The organism is Alistipes onderdonkii, from assembly GCF_025145285.1.
Classification (GTDB): Bacteria; Bacteroidota; Bacteroidia; order Bacteroidales; family Rikenellaceae; genus Alistipes; species Alistipes onderdonkii.
Window position 1 is genome coordinate 3,782,237 of the sequence record NZ_CP102251.1, and the last position, 26,988, is coordinate 3,809,224.

General features: G+C 61.1%; 21 protein-coding genes. 9 read left to right on the forward strand and 12 right to left on the reverse strand.

Going from position 1 to position 26,988, the window contains the following annotated elements:
* The first annotated feature begins 191 nt into the window (after positions 1–191).
* The 3 genes from NQ559_RS15635 to NQ559_RS15645 are packed head-to-tail and all read left to right on the forward strand — an operon-like array spanning position 192 to position 3,717.
* Complete coding sequence (locus tag NQ559_RS15635; RefSeq protein ID WP_018695864.1) at positions 192–1,478, forward strand: O-acetylhomoserine aminocarboxypropyltransferase/cysteine synthase family protein; 1,287 nt, start codon at positions 192–194, stop codon at positions 1,476–1,478.
* Entirely contained in the window at positions 1,478–2,494 is a 1,017-nt protein-coding gene (locus tag NQ559_RS15640) for a homoserine O-acetyltransferase family protein (RefSeq protein ID WP_018695863.1), read from the forward strand. Before NQ559_RS15635 ends, NQ559_RS15640 begins: the two co-directional genes overlap by 1 nt.
* 11 nt (positions 2,495–2,505) lie before the next feature.
* Positions 2,506–3,717 carry a homoserine dehydrogenase gene (locus NQ559_RS15645; RefSeq protein WP_018695862.1) on the forward strand — a complete coding sequence of 404 codons (1,212 nt, stop codon included), beginning with the start codon at positions 2,506–2,508 and terminating at the stop codon, positions 3,715–3,717.
* Between the two features lie 177 nt (positions 3,718–3,894).
* Here NQ559_RS15645 and NQ559_RS15650 read toward each other — a convergent pair whose 3' ends face one another.
* From NQ559_RS15650 to NQ559_RS15660, 3 genes are all read right to left on the reverse strand, one after another.
* A complete protein-coding gene (locus tag NQ559_RS15650) occupies positions 3,895–5,265 on the reverse strand; it encodes a fimbrillin family protein (RefSeq protein ID WP_026318366.1) in 1,371 nt (456 codons plus the stop codon).
* 88 nt (positions 5,266–5,353) lie between these two features.
* A complete protein-coding gene (locus NQ559_RS15655) occupies positions 5,354–6,556 on the reverse strand; it encodes an MFS transporter (protein ID WP_018695860.1) in 1,203 nt (400 codons plus the stop codon).
* A gap of 92 nt (positions 6,557–6,648) precedes the next feature.
* Complete coding sequence (locus tag NQ559_RS15660; RefSeq protein ID WP_018695859.1) at positions 6,649–8,103, reverse strand: hypothetical protein; 1,455 nt, start codon at positions 8,101–8,103, stop codon at positions 6,649–6,651.
* 145 nt (positions 8,104–8,248) lie between these two features.
* On the opposite strand from NQ559_RS15660, the gene NQ559_RS15665 reads away from it, so the two are divergent.
* Positions 8,249–9,016, forward strand: coding sequence for a CDGSH iron-sulfur domain-containing protein (locus tag NQ559_RS15665; protein ID WP_018695858.1), 768 nt, complete (start codon positions 8,249–8,251; stop codon positions 9,014–9,016).
* Between the two features lie 149 nt (positions 9,017–9,165).
* On the opposite strand, the gene NQ559_RS15670 is transcribed toward NQ559_RS15665, so the two are convergent.
* The 8 genes from NQ559_RS15670 to mtaB form a co-directional block, all read right to left on the reverse strand.
* Entirely contained in the window at positions 9,166–10,443 is a 1,278-nt protein-coding gene (locus NQ559_RS15670; RefSeq protein WP_026318365.1) for a M64 family metallopeptidase, read from the reverse strand.
* A gap of 141 nt (positions 10,444–10,584) precedes the next feature.
* A complete protein-coding gene (gene floA, locus NQ559_RS15675) occupies positions 10,585–11,556 on the reverse strand; it encodes a flotillin-like protein FloA (RefSeq protein WP_018695856.1) in 972 nt (323 codons plus the stop codon).
* A gap of 56 nt (positions 11,557–11,612) precedes the next feature.
* Complete coding sequence (locus tag NQ559_RS15680; protein WP_018695855.1) at positions 11,613–13,592, reverse strand: NPCBM/NEW2 domain-containing protein; 1,980 nt, start codon at positions 13,590–13,592, stop codon at positions 11,613–11,615.
* A gap of 18 nt (positions 13,593–13,610) precedes the next feature.
* Complete coding sequence (locus tag NQ559_RS15685) at positions 13,611–14,093, reverse strand: NfeD family protein (protein ID WP_018695854.1); 483 nt, start codon at positions 14,091–14,093, stop codon at positions 13,611–13,613.
* Positions 14,094–14,137: 44 nt separating this feature from the next.
* Complete coding sequence (locus tag NQ559_RS15690; RefSeq protein ID WP_018695853.1) at positions 14,138–15,703, reverse strand: SPOR domain-containing protein; 1,566 nt, start codon at positions 15,701–15,703, stop codon at positions 14,138–14,140.
* Positions 15,691–17,136 (reverse strand): TrkH family potassium uptake protein, encoded by a 1,446-nt coding sequence (locus NQ559_RS15695; protein WP_026318364.1) that lies wholly within the window; start codon positions 17,134–17,136, stop codon positions 15,691–15,693. Before NQ559_RS15695 ends, NQ559_RS15690 begins: the two co-directional genes overlap by 13 nt.
* Positions 17,137–17,140: 4 nt before the next feature.
* Entirely contained in the window at positions 17,141–17,926 is a 786-nt protein-coding gene (locus NQ559_RS15700) for a hypothetical protein (RefSeq protein ID WP_018695851.1), read from the reverse strand.
* A 36-nt stretch (positions 17,927–17,962) separates the two neighbouring features.
* Positions 17,963–19,261, reverse strand: coding sequence for a tRNA (N(6)-L-threonylcarbamoyladenosine(37)-C(2))-methylthiotransferase MtaB (gene mtaB / locus NQ559_RS15705; protein ID WP_018695850.1), 1,299 nt, complete (start codon positions 19,259–19,261; stop codon positions 17,963–17,965).
* 112 nt (positions 19,262–19,373) lie between these two features.
* Here mtaB and NQ559_RS15710 point away from each other — a divergent pair, with 112 nt between their 5' ends.
* The 4 genes from NQ559_RS15710 (at position 19,374) to fmt (ending at position 23,940) form a co-directional block, all read left to right on the forward strand.
* The gene (locus NQ559_RS15710; protein WP_018695849.1) at positions 19,374–20,207 is read left to right on the forward strand and encodes a metal ABC transporter permease; all 834 of its coding nucleotides are present in this window, start codon (positions 19,374–19,376) and stop codon (positions 20,205–20,207) included.
* Positions 20,204–21,706, forward strand: a complete 1,503-nt coding sequence (locus NQ559_RS15715; RefSeq protein WP_018695848.1) for an LptF/LptG family permease — start codon at positions 20,204–20,206, stop codon at positions 21,704–21,706. The genes NQ559_RS15710 and NQ559_RS15715 overlap by 4 nt, the downstream gene beginning before the upstream one ends.
* Positions 21,681–22,904: a bifunctional 3,4-dihydroxy-2-butanone-4-phosphate synthase/GTP cyclohydrolase II gene (locus tag NQ559_RS15720; RefSeq protein WP_018695847.1), complete on the forward strand. Its 1,224-nt coding sequence runs from the start codon at positions 21,681–21,683 to the stop codon at positions 22,902–22,904. Before NQ559_RS15715 ends, NQ559_RS15720 begins: the two co-directional genes overlap by 26 nt.
* Before the next feature lie 64 nt (positions 22,905–22,968).
* A complete protein-coding gene (gene fmt / locus NQ559_RS15725) occupies positions 22,969–23,940 on the forward strand; it encodes a methionyl-tRNA formyltransferase (protein ID WP_018695846.1) in 972 nt (323 codons plus the stop codon).
* 226 nt (positions 23,941–24,166) lie between these two features.
* On the opposite strand, the gene NQ559_RS15730 is transcribed toward fmt, so the two are convergent.
* The gene (locus tag NQ559_RS15730; protein ID WP_018695845.1) at positions 24,167–25,054 is read right to left on the reverse strand and encodes an endonuclease/exonuclease/phosphatase family protein; all 888 of its coding nucleotides are present in this window, start codon (positions 25,052–25,054) and stop codon (positions 24,167–24,169) included.
* 228 nt (positions 25,055–25,282) lie between these two features.
* Here NQ559_RS15730 and NQ559_RS15735 point away from each other — a divergent pair, with 228 nt between their 5' ends.
* On the forward strand, positions 25,283–26,941 hold the full coding sequence (locus NQ559_RS15735) for a ribulokinase (RefSeq protein ID WP_018695844.1): 1,659 nt from the start codon (positions 25,283–25,285) through the stop codon (positions 26,939–26,941).
* Positions 26,942–26,988 lie beyond the last annotated feature (47 nt).

Here is a 26,988-nt window from a genome sequence, read left to right on the forward strand (position 1 = left end):
TCCGAAAGCAGAAAATGATTGCCACGACGACATACCACGACACATACGGCGGCTCGCTCCGCAGTATGACCATGGATATGATGTACATGCGCAACCGATTCCGCCGGGTGTAGATTTTCCGTGTATACGAACGACACAATCCGGCTTCAGAGAGGTCGGATTTTTTTTGTAACGACTAAAAAACAGATAGCATGGCTGAGAAAAAATTACGTTTCGAGACATTGCAGATCCACGGAGGGCTGCAACCCGACGACCCAACGGGTGCCCGCGGTGTGGCAATATATCCCACGGCGGCATACCGCTTCAAGAGCTGCGAACACGCCGCCAAACTCTTCGACCTGAGCGAAGGGGGCAACATTTACACCCGGCTGCAAAACCCGACCACGACCGTATACGAGCAACGCATCGCCGCCCTGTACGGGGCCGTGGGGGCGCTGGCCGTCTCGTCGGGCATGTCGGCCATACTCATCGCCGTGCTCTCGCTGGCGGCCGAGGGCGACAACATCGTCGCCTCGCCGTTCCTCTACGGCGGCACCTTCACCCAGTTCCGCATTTCGCTGCGCAGGCTCGGCATCGACTGCCGCATCGCCCGAAGCGAACGCCCCGAGGACTTCGAGGCGCTGATCGACGGACGCACGAAGGCGATTTACGCCGAGAGCATGGGCAACCCCTCCTGCACCGTATCGGACATGGAAGCATTGGGCAAGCTGGCCAAACGCTACGACGTGCCCTTCATCGTGGACAATACGTTCGGTGCCGCGGGCTACCTGTGCAACCCCTTCGAGTGGGGTGCGAACATCGTCGTCGACTCGGCGACCAAGTGGATCAACGGCCACGGCACGGCCATGGGCGGGGTGATCGTCGACGGGGGCAACTACGACTGGACCAACGGCAAGTTCCCGCAGATCGACGGCCCGTCGGAAGGGTATCACGGACTGAATTTCCACGAGGCATTCGGCGCGGCTGCCTTCATCGTGAAATGCCGCGTGGACGGTGTCCGCGACCTGGGCTGCTGCCCCTCGCCGTTCGACTCCTACCTGATGACGCTCGGGCTGGAAACGCTTTCGCTGCGCGTGCGGCACGAAGTCGAGTCGGCCCGCAGGCTGGCCGAATACTGCCGCAACCATCCCAAAGTGGAGCGTGTCAGCTTCGTGGGCTTCGAGTCGCACCCGAGCTACGCAAACGCGAAGAAGTATTTCCGGTTCGGTTCGTCGGCCGTCTTCACCATCGAACTCAAAGGCACGCTCGACAGCACCGTACGTTTCGTCGAATCGCTCAACCTGGCGGCACACATGGTCATGATCGGCGACTCGGTCACGGTCGTTACGCACCCGGCATCGACCACGCACAAACAGCTCGGCGACGCAGACCTCGCCGCAGCAGGCGTTACGCCGACCATGCTGCGCATCTCCGTCGGGCTGGAGAATACCGACGACCTCATCGACGACTTCGAACAGGCTTTCGCACACATCGGATAATGGAACCCAGCATTTACAAAGCACCCGGGCCGTTCGTGCTCGAAACGGGGCATACGCTGCCCGAGCTGAGGATCGCTTACCACACCTACGGCAAGCCCAATGCGGCGTACGACAACGTCGTGTGGGTATGCCATGCCCTGACTGCCAATTCGGACGTGGCGGACTGGTGGCCGCACACGGTGGAGGCGGGGTGTTTCCTCGACCCGGCACGCCACTTCGTGGTCTGCGCCAACATCCTCGGGTCGCACTACGGCACCACGGGGCCGCTGCACGTGAACCCGGAAACGGGAAGCCCCTATTACAAGGATTTCCCGCCGTTCACGATCCGCGACATCGTCCGTGCACACCGGCTGTTGGCCGGCGCACTCGGCATCGGCCGCATCGACACGCTCGTAGGCAGTTCGGTCGGGGGGTTTCAGGCTATCGAGTGGGCGGTCATGGAGCCGGAGCGCATCGGCAAGCTGATCCTAATCGCCACGGCGGCCAAGGCTTCGCCCTGGACGATCGCCATCGACCAGACCCAGCGCATGGCCATCGAGGCCGACACGACGTTCGGCGAGCCGCGCGACGCCGCCGGGATGGCCGGGTTGGCGGCCGCCCGCGCCCTGGGGCTGCTCACGTACCGGGGTTCGCTGGGATACAACCTCACGCAGCAGGACAGGGAGGAACTCCCCGCAGTACACCGCGCATCGACCTACCAGCAATATCAGGGCGAAAAACTCTGCCGGCGCTACAACGCCTACTCGTACTATGCCATACTCAACGCCTTCGACACCCACGACACGGGGCGCGGGCGCGGCGGGGTCGCGGCCGCCCTCGCACGCATCGGGGCCCGCACGACGGTGGTCGGCATCACGACCGACATCGTCTTCACCCCGGCCGAGATGCGCGAACTGCACGGCATGATCGCCGGAAGCACGTACCACGAAATAGACTCCCCGTTCGGGCACGACGGCTTCCTGGTCGAACACGGGCAGTTGAACGACCTCCTCTGTCCGTTCATGAACAATCAATAAACAAGCAGCATATGAGCAAAATCAAAATCGGCCTGTTCGGGTTCGGCGTCGTCGGACAGGGAATCTACCAGGTAGTGCAGAAATCGAAGAACGCCCACGCCGAGATCGTGAAGATCTGCGTCCGCGACCCGGAAAAACCGCGCAAGATCGAGGTCGACAAATCCCTCTTCACGACGTCGGTCGACGAGATACTCGACAACCGGGACATCAACCTGATCGTGGAGGTGATCGACCAGGCCGATGCCGCATACAGCATCGTCAAGCGGGCCCTGCTGCGCGGCATCCCGGTCGTCTCGGGCAACAAGACCATGCTGGCGCACCACCTTCCGGAACTGATCGAGATCCAGAAGACGCACAACGTGGCGCTGCTGTACGATGCCTCGTCGTGCGGTTCGATCCCCGTCATCCGCAACCTCGAGGAGTATTACGACAACGACCTGCTGTTAGAGGTGAAGGGCATCCTGAACGGCTCGTCGAACTACATCCTCTCGCGCGTCTTCGACCACGCCGAGAGTTACGACAGCGCCCTGGCGCAGGCGCAGGCGCTCGGCTTCGCCGAAAGCGACCCGTCGTTCGACATCGAAGGCTACGATTCGCTCTTCAAGCTGGTGATCATCACCGTACATGCGCTGGGCACCTACGTCGCCCCGGAAAAGATTTTCACCTACGGCATCTCGACCATCCACGATTCGGACATCCGGTATGCCCGCGAAAAAAACGTGAAGATCAAACTCGTGGCGCAGGTCGTCAAGGTGAGCGACGAACACTTCACGATGTTCGTCATGCCGGAGTTCGTGACGCCCTCGAAATATATTTACAGCGTGGACGACGAGTACAACGGCGTAGTGATCCGCGGCGAGTGCTACGACCGGCAGTTCATGTTCGGCAAGGGGGCCGGGAGCCTGCCCACGGCCTCGTCGATCCTGAGCGACATCATGGCCCGCCTGAACAACTACCGCTACGAGTACAAGAAACAGAGCTACATGCAGAAGCCCGACTATACGACGGACATAACCCTGAAAATCTATGCGCGGTACAAGGAGACCGACGTACACGGCATCCTGAACTTCTCGAAAGTCCACGAACAGTACATCAGCGAAGAGAGCAATTACGTCATCGGCGACATCCTGCTGAGCGAGCTGCTCGCCAAACGCGACCGGCTCCGGGGAAAGGACGTGTTCCTGGCCAACATCCCGGTCTTCTTCCTGAACCGCGACAACTGAGACGACGCGGGCACAGGGCTCCTGCGGGGAGGGGCGGCACGGCGATCCGCTCCCACCGCATCTTCGAGGGAAGGTTGCACGGCGGCCTGCCTCAGGAGGGTAAACCCACAGTAAAAAGACGATCCCCGGCTCATCCGAGACCGGGGATCGTTCCTTTTCCGCGGCATCCGCCGCCGGCTATGAATCTTTCACGCAGCGCAGCGAGACACCGTTCCCGGCGGGAAACGGAGCGAGCCCGGCTACGATACCGCCCGACGAATAACTCAATGCCTGGTAGCCCGAACCGCCGTCTTGCGGGGTACAGCTCATCAAATAGCCTTTGGTTTCAGGAAGGTAACGCCCCGTCTCCGAATTCCACATCCCGGCGCTACGGAGCAGGGACGCATCGTATTCGGGGCTGGCGATCATCTGTTCGATCTCGGCGCCCGTGGGGACATGCCAGCCCGGCGGACAAATCCCCCGCACCGGGGTGCCGGATGCGGCGGCCGTACTACCCAGAGCCGTCGTGAAGCTGTAAAGCAGTCCCCGTTCCGCGACATATTCGGCGTCGTTCGATCCTTCCGAACCGCGGCAAGGATACCAGATACCGGTTCCGATCTGGGCACCGTCGGGCAAATAACGCAGGTTCCGGGTCATCCATACCCGTCCGCCGATCGTCGCGGTGGGGTAGTCCACACCCCCGTAGGAAAGCGTCCCGGGATCACCGCCCTCGCCGCCGCCCTCATCACCGCCCTCGCCGCCGCCATCGAGCGAACCTCCGTCGCCCCAGTCGACGACTTCGCCGCTCAGTTCCACGTCGATGTCGATATTGGTCACGACGACCGACATGTCGTAGCGTTTCCCGCTTTCGAGCTGTGCCGAAGAGAGGGTCTTGCTGCGGCTCTTCCCGTCGTCGGTAGCCACCGTGACCGTCAGGGCAGCCTGCTGCGGCACGAGGATGACGCGGTAGGCGGCACCGGCCGTCACTTCGAACGCCTCGACGTCGGATGCGGCCACCCCGCCCTTGGCCGCGGCGGAGGGCACCGTGTAATCGACGACGGCCGTCGGGACGAGCCCGCCGACCGTAACCCCCGTAACCGAGGCGTCGGAATTATTGGTAATGACGATCGTCAGCTGCGACATCACATGATAAAAGAGCATTCCGACAGGCGCCGAGGTTGGTGTAACGTCCTTCTTCACCGCGACCAGCAGGTCGGACGATGCGGCTCCCGAGGTTTGATCCAACGCAACGGAAAACTCCGCGGGCATTCCCTGCCCGGAGTAAGGATGGTAGGCCGTGAGCGTCGATTTTTCATTCGAATCGTTATACCACAGCAAATCCGGGGCCGTAAAGGCCGTACCGTCGTAGGTCATCAGGACATTCTGCACGTAGGTTTCCGAACCTTTGGCAATGCTCAGCCCGATGCGGTCGCCGGTATCGAAATGCAATCCCGTAACACGGGTCTGGATCGTCGGTGCGATTTTCACACAAGGCGTACCTGTGTCGGACTTTGAGCAGCCTGCCGCAAGGGCAGCGGCGGCCAAAGCCGTCAGAAGTGTTGTTTTCATCTCGCGATAATCGTAATAGGGTGTGACTTTTCAGCACAAATTTAAACCTTTTTACGTCATTCACAACACTTTCGAACAGTTTTTACGATCAATTCCGGTAATAGGATTCGTCGAGTCCGAGCGTAAAGCTATCCCGGCGCAGGAGTGTGACGACAGCCACGGCCAGCACCAGCACGGCATTGAAAAAGAAGGGGAAGCGGTCGCTGTGCGTCCCGAAAACGTGACGGAAGAGGTCTACGATAAAAGGGCAGACCATCACGGCCAGGTAATTCACCGACATGACGAACGAGAGGGCCAGCGTAGCGGAACGCGGCGGGGCGATGGTCGCCGCCTTGTCGTAAATGACAGGCTGCATGATCCCGTATCCCAGCCCGGTGCAAAGCGCCCCGAAGGCCAGCATCGCCTTGCCGTGGAAAACCCCGACACACAGCAGCCCCACACAGACCAGCACGAGCGCCACGAGGTTGACGTTCCGCTTCAAAGAGCGGATGATGTTGGCGATGAACAGCCCCGGCAGCATGATCGCAAGGAAAAACAGCGAGATCAGCACCCCGGAAAACGAGCTGTCGATCTTGTAGTCGTCGATCAGGAACGAGGCATAGAACGTCACGACCAGCACGGCGTAGGTGACGAAGAAATAGAACGCCATCAGCCCGGCGAGCTTACGGCGGTCGATCATCTTGTGGCGCAATTGGATGCTCTGTTCCGGTTCGGGGAGGGAGCGCTGCCGCTTGAGCAGGAACGACAGCGCGAGCGAAATACCCGGCAGGGTATAGACCAGAAAGGGCAGATGCCAGTCCACATTGGCCAGGTAGCCCGTCACGACGGTCGCCAGCACGAGCGTCAGGTTGTTGATCGACGAGCTGTACCCCAGCTGCCGGACACGGTAATCGCCCGTAAAGTAGTCGACCACGAGCCCCGTGGAGAAGGGGATCACCATGCCGGCGCCGATGCCGAGGATGCAGCTGATAACGATGAGCCACATCATGCTCCGGGCGAAGAGGCATGCCACGCCGCTCAGGAAGAAGATCGACAGCCCGACGGCAAGGATCTTGAGCTTGTCCCTGCCGACGGAGAGCTTGCCGGCAAGCAGGACGAAGGGGATGATCAGCAGCGAGGGCAGCGACGTGAGCATCTGTATTTCGAGGTCGGTGGCCTTCGGGAAGATTTTATTCAGGTCGCCGAGGATCGGCGAGATCGCCAGCCCCGGCAGCGAGGCGATTGCCGACACCGACCATATCGCCAGCAGCACCGCCAGCGTAACCGTACCTTTTCCTGTCTTGATTTTCATTGCCAGTGGATTTACACGCCCACACAGCAAGTGTTATACCAAAACAAGGCGGGCCGGCACATGCCGGCCCGCCTTGTCGTATCGGATGGTATTTACTTGCCCTGCTGCTTCACACAACGCACCTGAAGGCCGTTGGCACGGGCATAGGGCGCCGAATCATCAATGCCGGCCGAGGTGTCGAGTTTCTCGAACCAGAAATGGAGCGCCGCAGCCTGCGTGCCGGACACGGCGGTCGTCCAGTAAAGGCCCTCCCAGGGTTGTGCCTCCATGGCGTCGGAACGCACCTTGGGCAGCGGATTGTAGATATTCAGGATCTTGCCGTTGTCGTAGCGGCGGCGTCCGGCGCCAAGGAAGAACGATTCGGCGCTTCCGTCGGTCAGCGTCCAGCCGTATTTCGCCTCGTCGCCCACGGCCGGGGTACCGACGATCCTCAGGTCAGCGAACGCGCCCGAGGGAGCTACGCGCCAGCCGTAGGGGCAGGGGTCGTTGACGCTCTTGTCGGCCACATTGTCGTCCGCCGACCACAATCCATCGGAACGGCCGCTCCAGAGCCAGTCGTTGTCCGTGTCTGCCACACCCGTAATAAAGACGAGCGGGTTCCGGATGGCATATTCCATCGTACCGGTCTCGGCGCTCGACTCGGTCATTTTCAGGTAGACGCGGCTGCCGCTTCCGCTGTACATCGGGGCACCCGAGCCCTCCGAACCCTGATAGGTATTCGGCCCGATGAACGGGTCTTTGCGTCCCCACTGGTAATATAACCCGTAGGAAGCGAGTATCTTGTCCGTCGTCGAATTGTCGTTGGCCTGGGCTCCGAGGTTGCGGTTCATCAGCGTATAGTCGTTGAAAACGACCGTACCGCCCTCCGCATCGGGGTCGTAATCCGTCGCCCAGATATGCCAGCTCCAGATAAGTTCGTCGTCGGCATTGTAGGCGCCGATCACGGCGTTGCCCTGCTTGATCTTGGTGGCGTCGTCGCTGTCGGCACCGATGTAGAACGACGCCTTGCCGTCCTCGAAGTCCGCATACTGCACGAATCCCGATGCGGTCTGCCATACGACGTCCACATAGGAAGTAGCCAGCAGAGAGCCGTCGCTCTTGCGCGTAGCGTCGATCAGGTAATTGGTTTCGGGCTCCGAGACGATATAACTGTTGGCCACCTCGGCGCTGATGTCCTTCGTCGTCACGATACCGGCGAAGAGCGTCGCCGAAACGAGCGTACCGCCCGGGGTGTAACCCGTAAAGGAGAACGAGCCGGTCTTGACGGCATCCCCGCTCTCGATGTCCTCGGCCGAAGGGGCCTTGACGGAGATCGTCGCGCCTGCAAGGTCGACGACCGCCTCGTCCCAACCGGTGGGTTTGCTCGTCGCGGACAGCGTCTTGATGTTCTGTGCCGTGAAACCGACCGTAGCCGACCCTCCGGCCTGCGCAAAGAACACCGCCGGGGAATCGAGCGTGATCTTGCCCGAATCCTTATCCTTGCTGCATGCCACGGCAAAAGCCGCCGCAGTCACGACCACAGCCATCAGCCTTACGAATCCTTTCATATTACTCAAATTTACCGAATTTCAATTTAAAAAATCTTTGCAAAGATACCAAAAAGCGGGATAAATCCTACAAGGACATCCTAAATTATTCATTTGGGAATAATTATTGCCGCCTACTCCTTAACGAATTATAAATGCAAATAGTATGTCCAAATTGAAAATTGAAACGGGAAGTTCACCCGCCAGAGGGCGTTTCAGCATCACGGTGACCGAGGAGGGCCCCTACCTGGTCTACGGGAGGCCGCCGCTGGCCGAACAGTTCATCATGCCCAACGAGTCCAACGAAAGCTGGTATTTCCAGCAGGGCAGGCTTTTTTCGACCGAGGCGGAACCCACGGCGATCTGCCGCTGCGGCGCATCGCACCGCAAGCCCTACTGCGACGGTTCGCACGAGAAGGCAGACTGGGATCCCCGCCTCACGGCACGTCCGGACGCCCTGCTCGACGATGCCGAGGTGATCGACGGGGGCACGCTCCAGATGACGGACAACGAGAAATACTGCGTCTTCGCACGTTTTTGCCACCCGCACGGCGATGCGTGGACGCTGACCGAGGCATCCGACGACCCCGAAGCCCGCAAGCTGGCCATCCGCGAAGCTTCGATGTGCCCCAGCGGCCGTCTGACGGCGTGGGACAAGGAGACGATGAAACCCTTCGAGTTCCGTTTCGAACCGAGTCTGGGGCTGATCGAGGACATCACGATCGGTGCCAGCGGAGGGCTGTGGATACGGGGCGGGATCCCCATGCGGCGCGAGGGCGGGCACACCTACGAAATCCGGAACCGCGTCGTGGCGTGCCGCTGCGGGCAGTCGGCCAACAAACCCTATTGCGACGGCACCCACGCCTCGATCAAGTGGAAGGACGGCCTGGCAGGCGAACCCGTCGGCGAAACCCTGCCCGAAGAGGTATACTGAGCAGCTCGCCGCACCACACTGCGACAGGCAGGCACGGCACCGCGCAACCGGAACGACGGCAGGGCTGTGCCGGCCGGGGTAACGGGCCTGCTGCACACGGAAAGAGGGACGCATATGCGTCCCTCTTGTATTACAACATATTGCAAAGCTCACCTACACAAAAACTCGATGTAATCGCAGATGGCTTTCGTACATACGGGACAAAATTCGTCCGTCCGGTGCAGGTTGTTCATCAGGCAGTTCCGCCACGGGCGGTAGACCCCCTTCGCAGCATAGCCGCCGCCCTCGAAAACCCCTACGACCCCCTCGTACTCGGGGGTGTCGGGCGTCGGAACGGGCGTCCCGGCCGGCACCATCGCTTTCCAGAACTTGTCCTTGAAGCCGACGAGCGTCGTCAGGTTCGCCTCCCACGGCTCGACATCCCGGGCATACATGTCGTCGTAGGAGGTCGTGCCGACATACTCGTCGCCCAGCCCCAGCAGCAGGTGCCCGAATTCGTGGACGTAAATCTTCCCGGTGCGCGTAGGGTGGTGTGCGGCGCTGATGCCATAGAAGTTGAAGATACCGCCGCCCCCGTATTTCTGGGTGTTGGACAACACATAGATATAGTCGTAAGGGACATGCGCCGCGATGTCGCGCAGGCGCTGGAAGTCGTCGACCATCTGGTAACGCTCCGAGCCGAACGTATAGAAAGAGGCCCCGCAGGCCGTGTTGCGCCACACGCGCTCGCCGGGAATCGTCACGCCCGAATCGGCGGACGGCGCCCACACGGCGCGGATATTGAACCGCGAAGCGTACTCCCTGAAAGGCGAATAGCTGAAAAATTCGCGTGCGAATTCACGGCAGGCCGATTCGAATTTCGCCCGCTCCCCGGCGCCATACCCCTCGGGCAGCAGCACGATGTCGACACGATGTGCGGGGTTGCCGTTATATGCCACCTCGAAAGCCTCGTAGCGGGGTGAGAACTGCGCGACGAAGCAGGATGCGGGGTCGATATTCTGGCTGAACCGCTTTTCGAAGCGCCCCCGGGCATTGCGGCCGAAGATCTCGATGCGGCACGGGCGCCTGGGATAGGGGAATACGACCGATTCGGGATAGGAACGGCGCACGCTGTCGGCCTCGGCCGTGCTCTGCCACTCGTTGAAGAGCGTACAGAAGCCGCGCGAATAAATCTCCCGTTCAGAAGCGCGGTCGACGATGCGGAAAAACTGGTTCCCGTAGCCCGTCGTATCGAGGAGCGACACGTGCGAGCCCGCCCAGTAGGGTTCGGCCTTCAGGGCGTCGAAGAAATACTCTTCCGAGCGGCTGTCGCCGCTGTGGTAATAGTCGAAGCGCATCGTCTCTTCGAGGAAATAGTCCGAGAAGCGCACCTGCGCCGACACGGCCGGGCACGCACCGAGAAACAGCAATAGGAAAAATCTCTTCATGGCAATCTGCTTTTCAATCCACACCCCGGGGAACGGGCTTCCGGTTCCGGGATGTTGCAATGATATAACTCTATTCGGCATCTAATATACGAAAAAAGGGGTACGGTTTCGACCGTACCCCCGGAAAATCCCCCGAACTGGTTATTTTTTCTCCGGCCGGGCGATCGTCTCGCGCATCGACGTGTCGGCCATGATGTTCTTCATCTTATAGTAGTCCATGATCCCCAGGTTGCCGTTGCGGAACGCTTCGGCCATAGCCAGCGGCACCTCGGCTTCGGCCAGGATCACCTTTGCGCGGGCGTCCTGTGCCTTGGCCTTGTTCTCCTGCTCGAGTGCGACGGCCATGGCGCGGCGCTCCTCGGCCTTGGCCTGGGCGATATTCTTGTCGGCCTGCGCCTGATCCATCTGCAACTGGGCGCCGATATTCTTGCCCACGTCGATGTCCGCGATGTCGATCGAGAGGATTTCGAACGCCGTACCGGCATCGAGGCCCTTTTCGAGCACGACGCGCGAAATGGAATCGGGATTCTCGAGCACGATCTTGTGCGATGCGGCCGAACCGATCGACGAGACGATGCCTTCGCCGACACGCGCCAGCACGGTCTCCTCACCGGCACCGCCGACCAGCTGCTTGATATTGGCACGCACCGTGACGCGCGCCTTGGCGATCAGCTGGATGCCGTCCTTGGCCACGGCAGCCACGGGAGGCGTGTTGATGACCTTGGGGTTCACCGACATCTGCACGGCCTCGAACACGTCGCGGCCCGCCAGGTCGATGGCCGTAGCCATCTTGAAATCGAGCATGATATTGGCTTTCTGTGCCGATACCAGGGCATGCACCACGCTGGTGACGTTGCCGCCCGCAAGGTAATGCGCCTCGAGTTCGTTGGGGTTGAGTTCCAGCCCGGCCTTCGTGCTCTCGATCATCGACGAAACGATCGTCGAGGGCGGCACCTTGCGCCAGCGCATCAGAATGAGTTGCAGCAGGCTGATCCTTACGCCCGACACCAATGCCGAGAACCACAGTCCCACCGGGATGAAATAGAAGATGAGCCAGATCGCAAAAAGGCTCACGAATACGATCAATACGATCAATCCTGCTTGAAAATCCATAATCGAATGCTATTAAGTTAGAAAATTATCTTTGAATTACACCTTTCGGCCCGAGCTCATTCCACGGGCGTTATCCTGACCAGCGAAACCCCGTGGTAGGGTACCAGCGCCCGGAGCGTGCCCGTGCATGTACCCAAGTCCCGTTGCCGCCACAAGTCCCGGACTTCGGCTTTTCCGCCGATCCCGAGTTCCCGCAGGTCGAATTCGAATTCGTAGTTCTGCTCCTGGATGGCTTCCGCCTCGTCCTGATCCCACAGCACGAAATAGGGATCCAACTGGAAAAATCCCAGCGCATACGAACCGTCGCAGAGTTTTTTGTACCACACCTGCCCGTTGGGGACGACCCGTTTGACGGCGGGGGCGACCAGCGGATCCTGGTTCACGGCAATCACTTCGGAATTGGTCAGCAGCCCGAGCGTGAAGTCGTCTATCGCCCGCATGTCGCAACCGATCAGCAGCGGGGCGGAGAGGATGGCCCACAGCGAAATATGGGCATATTGTTCGTCGGGGGTCAGCTCGGATTCGTGGGCATCGGCACCCCAGCCGTGTCCCAGCCGGCCGACCACCAGCATATCGGGGTCGTTGTACCTGCCCGGGGCCGTGGCCTGCGCACAAACGTCCTGGAAACAGCCGATCGCCGTCACCACGTTCCATTCATCGGTGATGTCGCGGGTCGTACGCCACAGGTTGCCGCCGGCTTCGGCGCCCCAGTTCCACACGTTGGGAGCCCCGTAGCCCACGCAGTAGACGATATCCCGGTCGACCTGATCCAGCGCCTTGCGCATGACCACGTAGGGTTCCTGGATCGTCTTTTCCTCAGAGTCCCTTTCGATTTGCAGGTAGCCGCAATAGTCGTGTTTGAGGTAATCCACGCCCCATTCGGCCCAAGTCCGGGCGTCGGTGAGTTCATGCCGGTAGCTCCCCGGATAATTTCCGCAGGTCGTGGGCCCGGGCGAGGAGTAGATGCCGAATTTGAGTCCCAGGGAGTGGACGTAGTCGCTGAGGCCTTTGAAATCCGGGAATTTTTCGTTCGGGAGGAGCCTGCCGTCGGCCGAACGCGTATCCGCCGGCCATCCGTCGTCGATATTGACATACGTCCATCCGTAGGCCAGGAGTTTTTCGTGCATGGCGCGGGCGGCATCGCGCACCTTCGCGTCGTCGACCGAGAACCCCCAGCAATTCCAGCTGTTCCAGCCCATGGGCGGAGTCAGGGCGATTTGCGGCCCTATTTTCAGCAACACCTCCCGTTCGGCTTTCCCGAGGGCATTCTCCGCTGTCAGCAGCACCCTGAAATCCCCTTCGGCGGGCACACGGCCCGTTATCAGGCCCGTACGGGGATCGAGCTCCAGCCCTTCGGGAAGCCCCTGCGCCCCGTACGCCATCGGGCGTTTGCCGCTGACCATGACAGGCATCAGGAAGGGATTGCCCGGGCGGGCGCCGTATACGAGCGGATTGTTGATCTGCGGCGTTTCGGGGCTCGCGGGGGTCAGGATATATTTACCCTTGGAGATCGGCCTGGCCCAGACGGGCAGGGGCTCCACCTCCCCGCGCGTGGTGATCTTCACCTCCAGCCAGTCGGCATGGTCGTACATGATCCCGTCGCCGGCCTCCTCGACCAGCAGCAGGACTTTGTCCAGGCCGGACAGGTCGACGTCGAACGCACGGGCAGCATCGCCCTTGCGCATCACGCCGCTGTCCCACAGCACCTTCCGGTCACCGAGGATTTTGAACCGGTGTTTCCCGGCGAACAGGTTTTTATCGTCCGCGCCCACCGCCCCGGTCATGGAGACGGCATCGCCGCCGAGCCCGAACAGCATACGGCTGATCGAATGGGTTCCCACGCCGCGGCCGTAAACGACGCCGCCCACCGTGAGGGGAGTATCCAGCACCGAGCGGTCGGCCTGCGGCAAGCCCCAGTCCTGAATGCAGAACGAGAGATCCAGCTCGTCCAGCCAGACCTCCTTCATTCCCTGTGCCCGGGAATCGCAAGCCATCCCCACGACGGCCAGCAATGCAAAGAATCTGAGATATCCCATCCCCGTCCGATTATCCGGCTAAGCGTGCCGATCCTTCACGGTCTTTACGATGACGCTGAAATTCTCGAAGCCCACGACTTCGACCTCCCGGCGCGGGTCGACATAGGCCGTCAGCGACTTGGCCTCGTAGACCTTGCCGCCGACCTCGACCGTACCCATCGGAGAAAGGCGCGAAAGGGTCATGCCGCGGTCGCCCACCTGCAATTCCTGGTCGGGGGTCGAGGGCATACTCGACGAGTCGACCCTCTGTTTGAGCGAAAAGCGCTGCCAGGTCTTGGCGCGCAGGGAAATAATCGTGGCGACGAGCGAAAGCAGGAGGATAGCCAGGATGACTACGACCCCGGCTACGGTGCCGTAATCGCGGAAAGCGAGGTAGATGGAACTGCCGTAGCAAACCAGCGCCAGGATGGCGCCGATCGACACGCCGGGCAGCAGCACCAATTCCGCCACCAGGAAAAGCAGTCCCAATACGATCAGGAGTACAATATAGAACATCGTCATAAGGAGTTGTTGAATATTGCACTAAAGATAGGCAATAAATTCAATTATTCCGCAATTTCGGCGACTTTTATTTCCAAAGACGGGTCTGCCTGTATTATTGCGGCGGCCACGCGGTCGGCCACGGCCTTGTCGTCGAACATCCCCACCACGAACAACTGCTGTCCCACGCGCGAGAGTTCGCACCCCTCGGCCGCCTCGGTGATAACGGTCTTGACAACGTCGGGCAATGCCTCCGTACCGGTGATTTCGACCCGGTAGGCAATCTGCTGCGCCTCGGGGTCACGCGAAAGGTTGCGGTAGGCGCCGTCCGTCCACACCACGATTTCGGGGCGGACGAAGCCTTTGGATTTCAACAGTTTTTGCGCGACCTCGGCCTCCTCCCGGGTTGCGAAGCCCCCGGCATAGTAGCACCATTTCTTATCCTCGCCGACCAGATAGGAGAGCGGATACGCCCCCCGGAACGTGGAGACGGCACGCTTGGTATTGAACGTGCCCAGCAGGATACGGTAGATCGTCCCGTGCTCGTAGACCCTGCACTCGGGGATCGGGTGCTGGTAGCTGTATTTTGGCGTCGCGGAGAACGCGATGCTGTCGTAGTCGAGGAAATAGCGCTGCGCCACGTCGATACGGGGCAGGCGGAAGTCGATGCCATCCAATTGCGCAGCCACGCCGCGCAGCGAGTCGCGGGCGGAAGTAAGCCCCAGCAGGCCGGCTACGGCCGTTTCGTAGCCCACGAGGACTTTCTTGCGCAGGAAATAATCGGCCACAGCATCCGAAGCGACCTCGCCGCGCAGTGCGGAAAGTTCCCGGGCAGCCCCGGAAAGCCGCTCTTCCTCACGCGCCAGAATGGCATCCTGCCCCAGCTTGTCCATCAGATAGCCATAGGCATACCCCTTGTTGTCGGCGATATAATTCCACGCCTCGGCGAGCGAATCGGCCAGCACGCGGTTGAAACCCTGCAACGTATTGTAGCGGTCGTAAATCTCGCCCGCCTCGGCCTCGGTCTGCGCCGCGGCATAGGCCTCGGCCAGTTCGCGGATCGTCCCGTAGTTGGCGAAATAGCGGTTCACATAGTCCACGGCGTCCAGCTCCATCCCCTGCGCCCTGCGCAGGGCCGCATAATCGGCCTCGGGCAGCTGCTCGCGGAAATAGGGGTTGAAAACCAGGTTGCGCACCTTGAGCGAGTCGGGGATCGCCCCTGCGGGACTTTCCGCGACAGGCTCCGCTGGCTGCTGCGCCGCCCCGTTCAGGTTGGCGAGCACCCACTCCTGCTCGATGGTGTTGATCTTGTCGATCAGGCGCCCCTTAGCATTGCGCACCTCGAATATCCGGCTTTCGAGCTGCAGGATCTCCTGCGAATAGCGCTGCCTGTTCGCGGGGTCTTCGCGCAACTGTTGCCGGGCGCGTTCCACGGCATTGACGATCGAGTCCTCGCGGATCTGCAACTGCGCATCCTGTTCCAGAAGCGACATGTACTCCCGGTTGCCCTCGAGCCCCGCGATACGGGGTTCCACGCGAACCTGCTGCGCACAGAGGTCTCCCGCCGCCAGCAGCGCCGCACATAACACTATATAAACCTTACGAAATACCATCTCGGTTACCTCCACCATTTAATGAAAAAGAGTTGTATGAATCCGAATATTTCCAGACGTCCCAACAGCATCAGCAGCGAATTGGAGAGCTTGAACACCCCGGGCAGCGCCGAAAAATTGTCCATTGAGCCGACCTCGCCGAAGCCCGGGCCGACGTTGCCGATCGACGCCACGGCCCCCGAGAAACTCGTCATCAGGTCGACGCCGAACATCGTCCCGAAGACCGTGCCGGCAAGTATCAGCATCAGGTACGCCACGATGAATATCATGACCGAATGAAGCGCCTCCGTTTCCTGAATAACGCCGTCGAGACGGAGGCGGATGATCGCATTGGGATGCTGCTGCTGCCGCAGGCGGGCGCGCATCATCTTCATGGCCAGCACCAGCCGGTTGGTCTTGATACCGCCCGCGGTAGACCCGGCGCAGGCACACACGATCGAACCGAAAATCAGCAGGATGACCGCGAACGAAGTCCACTGGTTGGAATCGGCCGTCGCAAACCCGGTCGTCGTCACCACCGACACGAACTGGAAAAGCCCGTGGCGGAAAGCCGACGTGAAAGCGGGGTAGATATCCGCGACACGGAGGCTGACGGCGATCAGCAGCCCGCCCGCGAACAGCATGCCGAGGTACCAGCGCGTCACTTCCGAACGAAAAATATTGCTGCGCTTGCCCGTCACCGTGGCATAGATCAGTCCGAAATGGATACCCGCCGTGGCCATCGTGAAAATCAGGATCGTGTCGATCATCGGACTGTTGAAATAGGCGACACTGGCGTTCTTGGTCGAAAATCCGCTCGTGGCGCAGGCCGACATGGCGTGGCAGAGCGCATCGAACCAGTTCATGCCCGACATCTTGAGCAGCACGGTCGAAAGCACCGTAAGCCCCACATAGACCACCAGCAGTATCTGGACGATGATCTGCGTGCGGTAGCGGTAATTGTCCTTGGCGAGCGTCGACAGCTCCACATTGGAGAGCGTCAATTTATTGCGACCCAGCGAGGGCAGGATCAGCAGCGCGAACATCACCACACCCATACCGCCGACCCAGGTCGTCGAAAAGCGCCAGAACTGCAACCCGCGGGGCAGCGCCTCGACATCGTTCAGGATCGTCGACCCGGTGGTCGTAAAGCCCGAAACGCTTTCGAACCAGGCATTCACCAGGCTGAACTCCCCGCCCCAGATCAGGTAGGGGAACATCCCGACCACACAGGCCACCAGCCACGAGCCGACCACCACGCAGAAGCCCTCTTTGTTGGTGATCTGCTCCGTACGTTCCACGAAAATCAGCGGGAAAGCCCCCAGCAGGGCCGTGAGCAACGACGACAGGAGCAGCGGGTAGAACGCCGAGTCCATGCCGCTGACGTAGGAGATACCCGCCGACAGGAGCATGAACAGCGCGATGAATATCATCACGACCCCGACATATCGCAATACCACGTCTACTCGCATCGCATCAGGCTTTCGGTTGCTTGGAAATGGTGATCAGCGTCTCGATCTTCTCTTTGAGCTCCAGCATTTCGTCCTTGCAGTCGGCCTTGACGACGAACGGCACGCGGAACGAAAGGTAATCGCCCAGCCCCTTGTTCATGCGCAGGATGGGGTTGACACAGTAGACGGACATGAAATAATAGAGCATCAGCACGATGGCGATCATCACCGCCAGCGAGATCAGCACGGGCGTCACGGCCCGGTAGGCGTTCTTCTTCATCTGCTCGGCACGCGGCGCCAGCGAACTCTGCGTCGAAGTCATATAGTTCTTGATGGCCGACGTGAGGCGCCCGTAGAGCGCCACGTACTCGTCGTTGTACCACTTGACCCCCACGGAATCGGGAGAAACAGGCCCCGACAGTTCCGGCGCAGCGGTTCCGAAGGCCAGGTAGTTGTCAGTCAGCAGGCGCAGCTCGGTCGTCGCGAAGGCGAGCGAGTCGAGGAACGACTTTTCGAGCGCCTCGTCCTGCGCCACGAGCAGCGTATTCTCCAGCCGTTCGAGGCTCCGGCGGCAAAGGCTGTCGCACGAGCGGTCGCCGAATACCGAAAGGCGGATCAGCGCCACGTTCTGTTCGTGCGCGGCGTCGAGCATCTCCTTGGCCAGCTCGATATTGCGCATGTTGGCCTTGAGAATCTCGCCCGTGTCGCGGCTCAGATGGCTCAACTCCACGAACGAAACCATGCCCGAAAAAAACAGCAGGCATACGATGCTCAGGAAGCCCACCGTCACCCTTTTGCGCAAACCCGTCATACTCCTTATGAATTTTGTAGTGGCAAATATAATGATTTAATCCCGAATTTCACCCATCAGGTCGTGAGATTCGTCCATAGCCCCCAGCCTGACGCGGCAAATGGTGTTGACGCGGGCCTTGTCGTAGGGAGCCTTCACCCGGCGGTAGTTGCCCGTAAAGCCGAACATCATGCCCCCGCGCCGCGTGCTTTCGAACAACACGGAATCCTCGCTCCCCACGGCACGGGCGCAGAATGCCGCGTGCAGCTTCGCGCACAGCGCCTCCAGCTGGGCCGCGCGGCGCGTCGCCACCGAAGCCTGCACCTTGCCGGGCATCTCCACGGCCGGCGTACCGGGACGTTCCGAGAAGGGGAAAATATGCAGGAAGGCCGGTTCCAGCCCGGCAAGGAAGTCGTAGGTCGTGCGGAAATCCTCCTCCGTCTCACCGGGGAAACCGACGATCACGTCGATGCCGATGAAGGCGTCGGGCATCAGCGCGCGTACGGCGGCGATCCGTTCGGCGAAGCGCGCCGTGGTATAACGGCGGCGCATCAGCCCCAGGATCTTGTCCGAACCGCTCTGCAGGGGGATGTGGAAATGATGCTGGAACTTCGGCGAAGCGGCGCAGAAGGCGATGATCTCGTCCGTCAAAAGGTTCGGTTCGATGGAGGAGATGCGGTAACGCTCGATCCCGTCCACGCCGTCCAGCGCCCGCAGCAGGTCGATGAACTTCTCGCCCGTCGTCCGGCCGAAATCCCCCGTGTTGACGCCCGTCAGGACAATCTCCTTCTGTCCGGCCGCCGCGATCCGGCGCGCCTCGGCGACCAGGTCGGCGACCGGCATGTTCCGGCTGCCCCCGCGGGCGTAGTGGATCGTACAGTATGCGCACTTGTAGTCGCAGCCGTCCTGCACCTTGAGGAAGGCCCGCGTGCGGTCGCCGCTCGAAAAGGCCGCAAAGAACGAAGTGAGCGAATCGGTGTCGCAGCTGTAAACCTGCGCACGGCCCTTGCCCGACAGTTCGAGCACACGTTTATATAAATCGCCCTTATCGTTGTTGCCCAGTACAATATCCACACCTTCGATTGCCGCGATCTCCTGCGGTCTGAGCTGCGCGTAGCACCCCGTCACGGCGATGATGGCATCGGGGTTGCGGCGGTGCAGCTTGCGGATCAGGTTACGGCATTTCTTATCGGCATGTTCGGTGACCGAACAGCTGTTGATGACGCAGATATCGGCCTCGGCATCCGGCGCCACGCGGACGAAACCGCCCTGCTCGAACTCCCGGGCGAGGGTGGAGCTCTCCGAAAAGTTGAGCTTGCAACCCAGGGTATGAAAATTGACTCGGCGTTGTTGCATAAAAAATGTGTGTTTTGCAGGGCGAAATTACGAAAACCGTACGAAAAGGGGCGTCTTTTCCGATAAAAAAACGTAAATTTGCGCGCAATTAAAGAGAATCGAGAGCACGAGGATGGAATTTTTCAGCGACCTGATCCAATACGGCTACCTGTCGAATGCGCTGGCGGCATGTGTCCTCTCGGGCATAACCTGCGGCGTGGTAGGCACCTACGTCGTATGCCGGAGGATGGTTTTTCTCGCGGGCGGCATCACGCACGCCTCGTTCGGCGGGCTGGGCATAGCTTTCTACGCGGGAGCCAACCCCATAGCCGGGGCGATGGTCTTCGCCGTGCTTTCGGCGCTGGGCATCGAGTGGGCCGGGAGCCAGGGGCGCATCCGCGAGGATTCGGCCATCGGCATCATCTGGTCGGTGGGCATGGCCGTCGGGGCGCTCTTCATGAGCCTCAGGCCGGGTTACACTTCGGGCGACCTTTCGGCCTACCTGTTCGGCAGCATCGTCACCGTGACGCACGGCGACGTCGTGGCGCTCGCCATCCTGACCGCGGCCATCATGGCCGGGGCTCTGCTGTGGCTGCGCCCCGTGATGTACATGGCTTTCGACCGCGACTTCGCCCGCAGCCGCGGCATCCCGACGCGCGTGATCTCCTACGCCATGGCGGCGCTGGTCGCCGTCACGATCGTCCTCTCGATCCGCATCATGGGCATCGTGCTGCTCATCTCGCTGCTCACCATGCCCGTCGCCATCGTCAACGCCCTTTCCAAATCCTACCGCACCATCGCGCTCTGCGCCCCGCTGGTCGCCGTGGCCGGCAATGTGGCCGGACTGGTCGCAAGCTACAATTTCGAAGTTCCGCCCGGGGCGGCCATAATATTTACCCTCACCCTTACGCTTATTATAGTAAAACTATTACCTTTGCGTCAGAAAAAAGCCGGAGCCGCCGCATGAAAACCATCCACAAACTCGTACTGAAAGCCTACCTGGGGCCGATGGTGCTCACGTTCTTCATCGTGATGTTCGTCCTGATGATGAACATCGTGTGGCGCTACATCGACGAGCTGGTCGGAAAGGGGTTGAGCGCCGGCATCATCATCGAGCTGATGACCTATTTCATGGCCAACATGATCCCGCTGGGGCTGCCGCTGGCCATGCTGCTGGCCGCGATCATGACCATGGGCAACCTGGGCGAGAACTACGAGCTGCTGGCGATGAAATCGGCCGGCATGTCGCTCGTCCGCATCACCAAGCCGCTCATCATCCTGGTGAGCGTGATCGCCGTGGGCAGTTTCTTCATCGGCAACAACCTCGTGCCGTATGCCAACAAAAAGGTGTACAGCATCATCTACGATATCCGCCAGCAGAAACAGAGCCTCGAATTCCAGGACGGCCTGTTCTTCAACGGCATCGACAACATGTCGATCCGCGTGAGCCGGCAGGAACCCGAAACGCACCTGCTGCGCGACGTGCTGATCTACGACAACTGCATCGCCGACGGCAACATGAACACCATCGTGGCCGACTCGGGCTACATCCGCCTGTCGGACGACAAGCGGTTCCTGCTCGTGACGCTTTTCAACGGCGAGATGTACGAGCAGACCCGCAACAGCCAGTGGTTCACCCAGAGCAGGCTGCGCCACCACATCTTCGACAAGCAGGATCAGACGATCCCCATGGAAGGCTTCGCCATGCAGCGCAGCGACGCCAACCAATTTTCGAACAGCCAGACCAAGAACATCAACGAGTTGCAGCAGGATATCGACTCGCTGGAAATCCTGGTGAACAACGCCACGACCCGTTCGTACGAACCGCTGCTCAAGGAACAGATATTCTCACGCGACAACTCCGTGCTGCCGCAGCCCGACAGCCTGCGCAAAGACAAGAGCAACTTCGGCACCCTCGTGGCGATGGACTCCCTCTCGGCGCTCAAACTCCGCGACAAGGAACGGATCTGGAACCAGGCGCGGACGTTGGCCAAAAGCTCGCGCAACATGTTCTCGTTCGACGAGTCGGCCGCCAAGGAGGCGCTCAACCAGTTGTACCGCAGCAAGGTCGAGTGGCACAAGAAAATATCGCTCCCCGTGTCGATCATGATCTTCTTCCTGATCGGGGCTCCGCTGGGCGCCATCATCCGCAAGGGCGGCCTGGGACTTCCGGTCGTGGTGTCGATCATCTTCTTCGTGATCTACTACATCATCAGCCTCTCGGGCGAAAAACTGGCCAAGGAAGGTAGCTGGGAAGCCGTGTACGGCATCTGGCTCTCGACGTTCATCCTCACGCCGATCGCCATATACCTGACCTACAAGGCCACCAACGACTCGGCATTGCTCGACACGGACTGGTATGCCGGAAGACTCAAGGCATTGAACGAGCGCATGCGACCTGCGATCAACAAATTGAAAAACGCGATAAAACTCAAACGAAATGGCAAAAAGCACGATTCTGAATAGTGTAGAAGAGGTTATTGAAGATTTCCGCAACGGCAGGATAGTGATCGTCGTCGACGACGAAGACCGCGAGAACGAAGGCGACTTCATCGTCGCGGCGGAGAAAATCACGCCCGAAATCGTGAACTTCATGCTCAAGGAGGGACGCGGCGTGCTCTGCGCCCCGCTGTCGGAGGAGCGGTGCGCCGAACTGGGGCTCAACATGATGGAAGAGAACAACACCTCGCTGCTGGGCACGCCCTTCACCGTGACGGTCGACCTGCTCGGCAACGGCTGCACCACGGGCGTCTCGATCCATGACCGCGCCGCCACCATACGCGCCCTGGCCGACCCCGCGACCCGGGCCACCGACCTCGGCCGCCCGGGGCACATCAACCCGCTGCGTGCCCGCCAGAAAGGCGTGCTGCGCCGTCCGGGGCATACCGAGGCCGCGATAGACCTCGCCCGGCTGGCCGGCCTGCAGCCCGCAGGCGCACTGATCGAGATCATGAACGAGGACGGCACGATGGCGCGCCTGCCGCAACTGACGGAGATCGCCCGGAAATTCGGCCTCAAGATCATTTCGATCGCATCGCTCATCGAATACCGGCTGCGCGAAGAATCCATCGTCGAGAAGGGCGAGACCGTCGACCTGCCGACCGCATGGGGCGACTTCCGCATCACGCCGTTCCGGCAGAAGAGCAACGGGCTGGAGCACGTGGCGCTCACCAAAGGCGAGTGGACGGAAGACGAACCGGTGCTGACGCGCGTGCATTCGTCGTGCGCCACGGGCGACATCTTCGGCTCGTGCCGCTGCGACTGCGGCGACCAGCTGCACGAGGCGATGCGCATGATCGAACGGGAGGGCAAGGGTGCCATCATCTACCTCCAGCAGGAGGGACGCGGCATCGGCCTTTGCAATAAAATCAAAGCTTACAAGCTCCAGGATGAAGGGCTCGACACGGTCGACGCCAACGTCCGGCTGGGCTTCGGCGTCGACGAACGCGACTACGGCGTCGGGGCGAGCATCATCCGCGAAATGGGCATCAAGCACATGCGGCTGATGACCAACAACCCGCTCAAGCGCGCAGGGCTGGAGGGCTACGGGCTGAAGATCGACCAGATCGTGCCTATCGTCATCGCCCCCAATGAGCACAACCTGCGCTACCTGAAGACCAAGGAGCAGCGTATGCACCACACGCTGGGGCTGGACAAGCAATAAACCCGTGCGATGAAACAGGCCGCGCCCGGCGACGGGATGCAGGCCGGAAAAACGTCAGACAACGATGAACCCGAAAGAACTGCGTATCGTATTCATGGGCACGCCCGAATTCGCCGTGCCGTCGCTCCGGGCGCTGGTCGCCGGGGGCTATAACGTCGTGGGCGTGGTGACCACACCCGACAAACCCGCCGGCCGCGGGCAGAAACTCCACCGGAGCGACGTGAAACTGGCCGCACTCGAACTGGGGCTGCCGGTATTGCAGCCCGAGAAACTCAAGGCCCCGGAATTCGTCGCGGCGATGCAGGCACTGCGGCCCGACCTGGGGATCGTCATCGCATTCCGGATGCTGCCCGAGGTAATCTGGGCCATGCCGCGCCTGGGGACGTTCAACCTCCACGCCTCGCTGCTGCCGCAATACCGCGGTGCGGCGCCCATCAACTGGGCGGTCATCAACGGGGAGACGGAAACGGGCGTCACGACCTTCCTGCTGAACCACGAGATCGACAAAGGCGCCATCATCGGACAGGTTCGCGTGCCGATCCTGCCCGAAGACAACGTGGGTTCGCTCTACGACAAACTGATGCACAGGGGCACGTCGCTGGTGACCGAAACTGTCGACAGGATCGCCGCAGGCGACATCAGCCCCATCGAACAGCAGCACGTCGACGAATCGGCACTGCACCCGGCGCCCAAGATATTCAAGGAGGACTGCCTCATCGACTGGTCGTGGGACGGACGCAGGATCGTGAATTTCGTACGCGGGCTGTCGCCCTATCCGGCAGCCTGGACGGAACTATACAGGGAAGGCTCACAGATGCCGCAGGCGGCCAAGATATATTCGGCCGCTTTCGAACCCGCCGCCCACGGCGAAAAACCCGGCAGCATCGAAAGCGACGGCCGCACGCTGCTCCGCGTAGCCTGCGCCGACGGCTGGATCGCCCTCGGGGAGATCCAGATAGCCGGGAAGAAACGCCTCGCCGTACGCGAACTGCTGCTCGGCCTGCGCGACATAGGGCGGTACAGGTTCCGGAAATAAAGGGCGAGGGCAGGGACGCCCGCCAGCCTGCAATGCCCGGCTGCAGACGCCCCGCTCCGACAAAGACATTACGAAACTCCCCGGCTCGTGAATCGAGCCGGGGAGTTTCATTGCGCGACAACGACCGCCATGCGCCCGAACCATCCCGGGACAACAACTGCCGGAAGCCATTGCACGAGCCGGGGATTCGCAGCCGAAGCATACGCAATGCGCCCCTTCGCGACGGCTATTCGATCACGATATCCGCCGTAAGGAAATAGTGGTCGCTGGGATACTTGCCGCCGACACAGTCTTTTACCAATGCGGAGGAGACGACCCGGATACCCGTGCCTTTCAGGAAAATGTAGTCGATACGCCCGGGCGTCCCCTTCTTCGGCTTATAGGCATCGCCCTCGAACCGGTGGAACGACATCTGCTCCGCATCTTCGCCGTTGGCCTCGACGAACGCATCGACCCAGCCGGCACCGGCAAGCACCCCGGCAACGGGGTTCGAAGGCCTGGAATTGAAATCCCCGGCCAGCACCTGCGGCACACCGGCAGGATACTGCGACGTTTCCTCCTCCACGGCCCGCACCTGCGCAAGCCGCGCCTCGTGCGAAATATGGTCGAGGTGCAGGGACAACACCCGGAACTCGCGCCCCGAACGGCGATCCCTGAGCCGTACCCAATTGACATGGCGCGGGCGGGCCGTGCCCCACGACGAGGAGCCGCCCACGAGCGGGGTGTCCGACAGCCAGTAAACCCCGGCGCCCGTCATCTCGTAGCGCCTCTTCGAGAACATCACGAGGTTCTTGGCGATACCGTGGTACTCCCGGTCGGGCAGGGCATCCGTCTCGGGGCCCGGGTAGCCGAAGACGAAATACCCCGGGAACATCCGGCACATGTCCTCGTACTGGCCGACGGTCACCTCCTGCAGGCAATAGATATCCGCTTTGCAGCGCTTCATCACCCGCTCGCAAACATATTTACGCGCAGACCAGCCGTTTCCGCCCTCCTCATCCTGCGGCAGGGCCACCCGGATATTGCACGACGCCACGCGGTGTACGCCGCGCTCCCGGGCGGCGGCCACACCGCACAGCAACAGCGCGGCACACACGATCAGAATCCGTTTCATACCGATCCTCCTTAAATTGCAACGCCTCCAACAGGTGTTTAGAAATGCACATGGAAGCATAATAAAAACAAATAGAAACTACAAAACACACAATAATACAAAAAAAAAGAAATAATAAAGCATAAAATAAACATAAAAAGAATAAAATAATTTTACCTTTGCATTACCGGCCCGCCGGAATGGAGCCGGAACCAACCGCAAAAAAACACGATCCACACCTAACAAACCATGAAGGAAACATACGTCATAGGCATCGACTACGGCACGGATTCCGTGCGTGCCCTTCTGGCGGATGCCGCGACAGGCGAAACAATCGCCGACTCGGTATTCAGCTACCCGCGCTGGGGCAGGCAGGAATACTGCTCCCCGGCGGAGGCACGCTTCCGCCAGCATCCGCAAGATTACCTCGACGGCCTGCGCCACGTGATAGGCGAAGTGGTGGCCGCACGGCCCGACGCGGCGCCGCATATCAGGGCGGTTTCGGTCGACACGACGGCCAGCACGCCGTGCCTGGTAGACCGCACGTGCACGCCGCTGGCGCTGCGCCCCGAATACGCCGACGATCCGGACGCGATGTTCGTCCTGTGGAAAGACCACACGGCGCAGCGGGAATCGGAAGAAATCACAGCCCTGTGCGCCCGCAGCGAGATCAATTATGCCCGCCATTCGGGCAACCATTACTCGGCCGAATGCTTCTGGGCCAAATGCCTGCACCTGCTGCGCGGCAGCCGGCGGCTCCGCCGCGACGCATATGCCATGGTCGAGCTCTGCGACTGGATACCCGCCGTGCTCACCGGAGCGGACGATCCCTCCGCGATACGCGCCAGCCATTGCGCCGCAGGGTCGAAACAGATGTGGGCCGAGGCCTGGGGAGGATTCCCTCCGGAGACGTTTTTCGAAGCACTCGACCCCGCATTGCTACCCATCGTGCGCAACATCAGCAAGACGAACCGCACGTGCGACCACGCTGCCGGGACGATCACGCCCGCGTGGGCGCAGGCGCTCGGACTTCCCGAGGGGGTCGTAGTAGGGGTGGGCAACATCGACGCCCATGCGGGAGCCGTAGGCGCCGGAATCCGCTGCGGCACGGTCGTACTCAACCTCGGCACCTCGGCCTGCCACATGGCGCTGATGCCTTCGGATGAGATGGGCGGACGCCTCGTCGAAGGGATATTCGGACAAGTGGACAGCTCGATCGTACCCGGCATGGTCGGGTTCGAAGCCGGGTTATCCGCCTTCGGGGATATCTATGCGTGGTTCAGGAACCTGCTGTGCTGGCCCCTGGAAGAGTTGCTCGTGCAGCCTGGGGCGCCCGACGCGCAGGCCCGGCAGCGGCTGGCCGAAGAGTGCCGCGACAAAATCATGGGCAGGCTCACCGAAGAGGCTGAGCGGCTGGAGCTCCGGGCGGACATGCCGCTGGCGACGGACTGGCTCAACGGCCGCCGCAACCCGTACCCCGCACCGGAGCTGACCGGGACGCTCACGGGGCTGCGGCTCTCGACAACGGCGCCCGAAATATACTACGCATTGGCCGAAGCGACGGCGTTCGCCACGAAGGCGATCCTCGACCACCTCGCAGCGAACGGCGTGGCGATCGAGCGCCTCACGGGGATCGGCGGCATATCGCAGAAATCGCCCTTCGTCATGCAGCTGCTGGCTGACGTAACCGGCCGGGAAATCTCGGTCATCGACTGCAAACAGGCCTGCGCCATGGGTTCGGTGGTCTACGCCACGGTCATCGCGGGCTGCTACGGCTCGGTGGAGGAGGCGCAGCGGGCGCTCTGCAACTTCCCTGCACGGCGCTATGCGCCCCGTGAAGGGCGCCACCCGCTGCTCATGCAGCGATACGAACGCTACAAAGCCCAGGGAGGGCTCCCGCAACGCTAACCGACACGCAAACACATACAACCGACGACACGCATGAACCTGCTGAA

What these genes read in the sequence shown, in the direction of transcription:
- mtaB (WP_018695850.1), bottom strand. Translation starts at nt 19,261, where the DNA reads ATGCAACAACGCCGAGTCAATTTTCATACCCTGGGTTGCAAGCTCAAC.
- NQ559_RS15660 (WP_018695859.1), bottom strand. Translation starts at nt 8,103, where the DNA reads ATGAAAGGATTCGTAAGGCTGATGGCTGTGGTCGTGACTGCGGCGGCT.
- NQ559_RS15715 (WP_018695848.1), top strand. Translation starts at nt 20,204, where the DNA reads ATGAAAACCATCCACAAACTCGTACTGAAAGCCTACCTGGGGCCGATG.
- NQ559_RS15665 (WP_018695858.1), top strand. Translation starts at nt 8,249, where the DNA reads ATGTCCAAATTGAAAATTGAAACGGGAAGTTCACCCGCCAGAGGGCGT.
- NQ559_RS15735 (WP_018695844.1), top strand. Translation starts at nt 25,283, where the DNA reads ATGAAGGAAACATACGTCATAGGCATCGACTACGGCACGGATTCCGTG.
- fmt (WP_018695846.1), top strand. Translation starts at nt 22,969, where the DNA reads ATGAACCCGAAAGAACTGCGTATCGTATTCATGGGCACGCCCGAATTC.
- NQ559_RS15690 (WP_018695853.1), bottom strand. Translation starts at nt 15,703, where the DNA reads ATGGTGGAGGTAACCGAGATGGTATTTCGTAAGGTTTATATAGTGTTA.
- NQ559_RS15695 (WP_026318364.1), bottom strand. Translation starts at nt 17,136, where the DNA reads ATGCGAGTAGACGTGGTATTGCGATATGTCGGGGTCGTGATGATATTC.
- NQ559_RS15650 (WP_026318366.1), bottom strand. Translation starts at nt 5,265, where the DNA reads ATGAAAACAACACTTCTGACGGCTTTGGCCGCCGCTGCCCTTGCGGCA.
- floA (WP_018695856.1), bottom strand. Translation starts at nt 11,556, where the DNA reads ATGGATTTTCAAGCAGGATTGATCGTATTGATCGTATTCGTGAGCCTT.
- NQ559_RS15640 (WP_018695863.1), top strand. Translation starts at nt 1,478, where the DNA reads ATGGAACCCAGCATTTACAAAGCACCCGGGCCGTTCGTGCTCGAAACG.
- NQ559_RS15680 (WP_018695855.1), bottom strand. Translation starts at nt 13,592, where the DNA reads ATGGGATATCTCAGATTCTTTGCATTGCTGGCCGTCGTGGGGATGGCT.
- NQ559_RS15700 (WP_018695851.1), bottom strand. Translation starts at nt 17,926, where the DNA reads ATGACGGGTTTGCGCAAAAGGGTGACGGTGGGCTTCCTGAGCATCGTA.
- NQ559_RS15720 (WP_018695847.1), top strand. Translation starts at nt 21,681, where the DNA reads ATGGCAAAAAGCACGATTCTGAATAGTGTAGAAGAGGTTATTGAAGAT.
- NQ559_RS15655 (WP_018695860.1), bottom strand. Translation starts at nt 6,556, where the DNA reads ATGAAAATCAAGACAGGAAAAGGTACGGTTACGCTGGCGGTGCTGCTG.
- NQ559_RS15710 (WP_018695849.1), top strand. Translation starts at nt 19,374, where the DNA reads ATGGAATTTTTCAGCGACCTGATCCAATACGGCTACCTGTCGAATGCG.
- NQ559_RS15730 (WP_018695845.1), bottom strand. Translation starts at nt 25,054, where the DNA reads ATGAAACGGATTCTGATCGTGTGTGCCGCGCTGTTGCTGTGCGGTGTG.
- NQ559_RS15635 (WP_018695864.1), top strand. Translation starts at nt 192, where the DNA reads ATGGCTGAGAAAAAATTACGTTTCGAGACATTGCAGATCCACGGAGGG.
- NQ559_RS15670 (WP_026318365.1), bottom strand. Translation starts at nt 10,443, where the DNA reads ATGAAGAGATTTTTCCTATTGCTGTTTCTCGGTGCGTGCCCGGCCGTG.
- NQ559_RS15685 (WP_018695854.1), bottom strand. Translation starts at nt 14,093, where the DNA reads ATGACGATGTTCTATATTGTACTCCTGATCGTATTGGGACTGCTTTTC.
- NQ559_RS15645 (WP_018695862.1), top strand. Translation starts at nt 2,506, where the DNA reads ATGAGCAAAATCAAAATCGGCCTGTTCGGGTTCGGCGTCGTCGGACAG.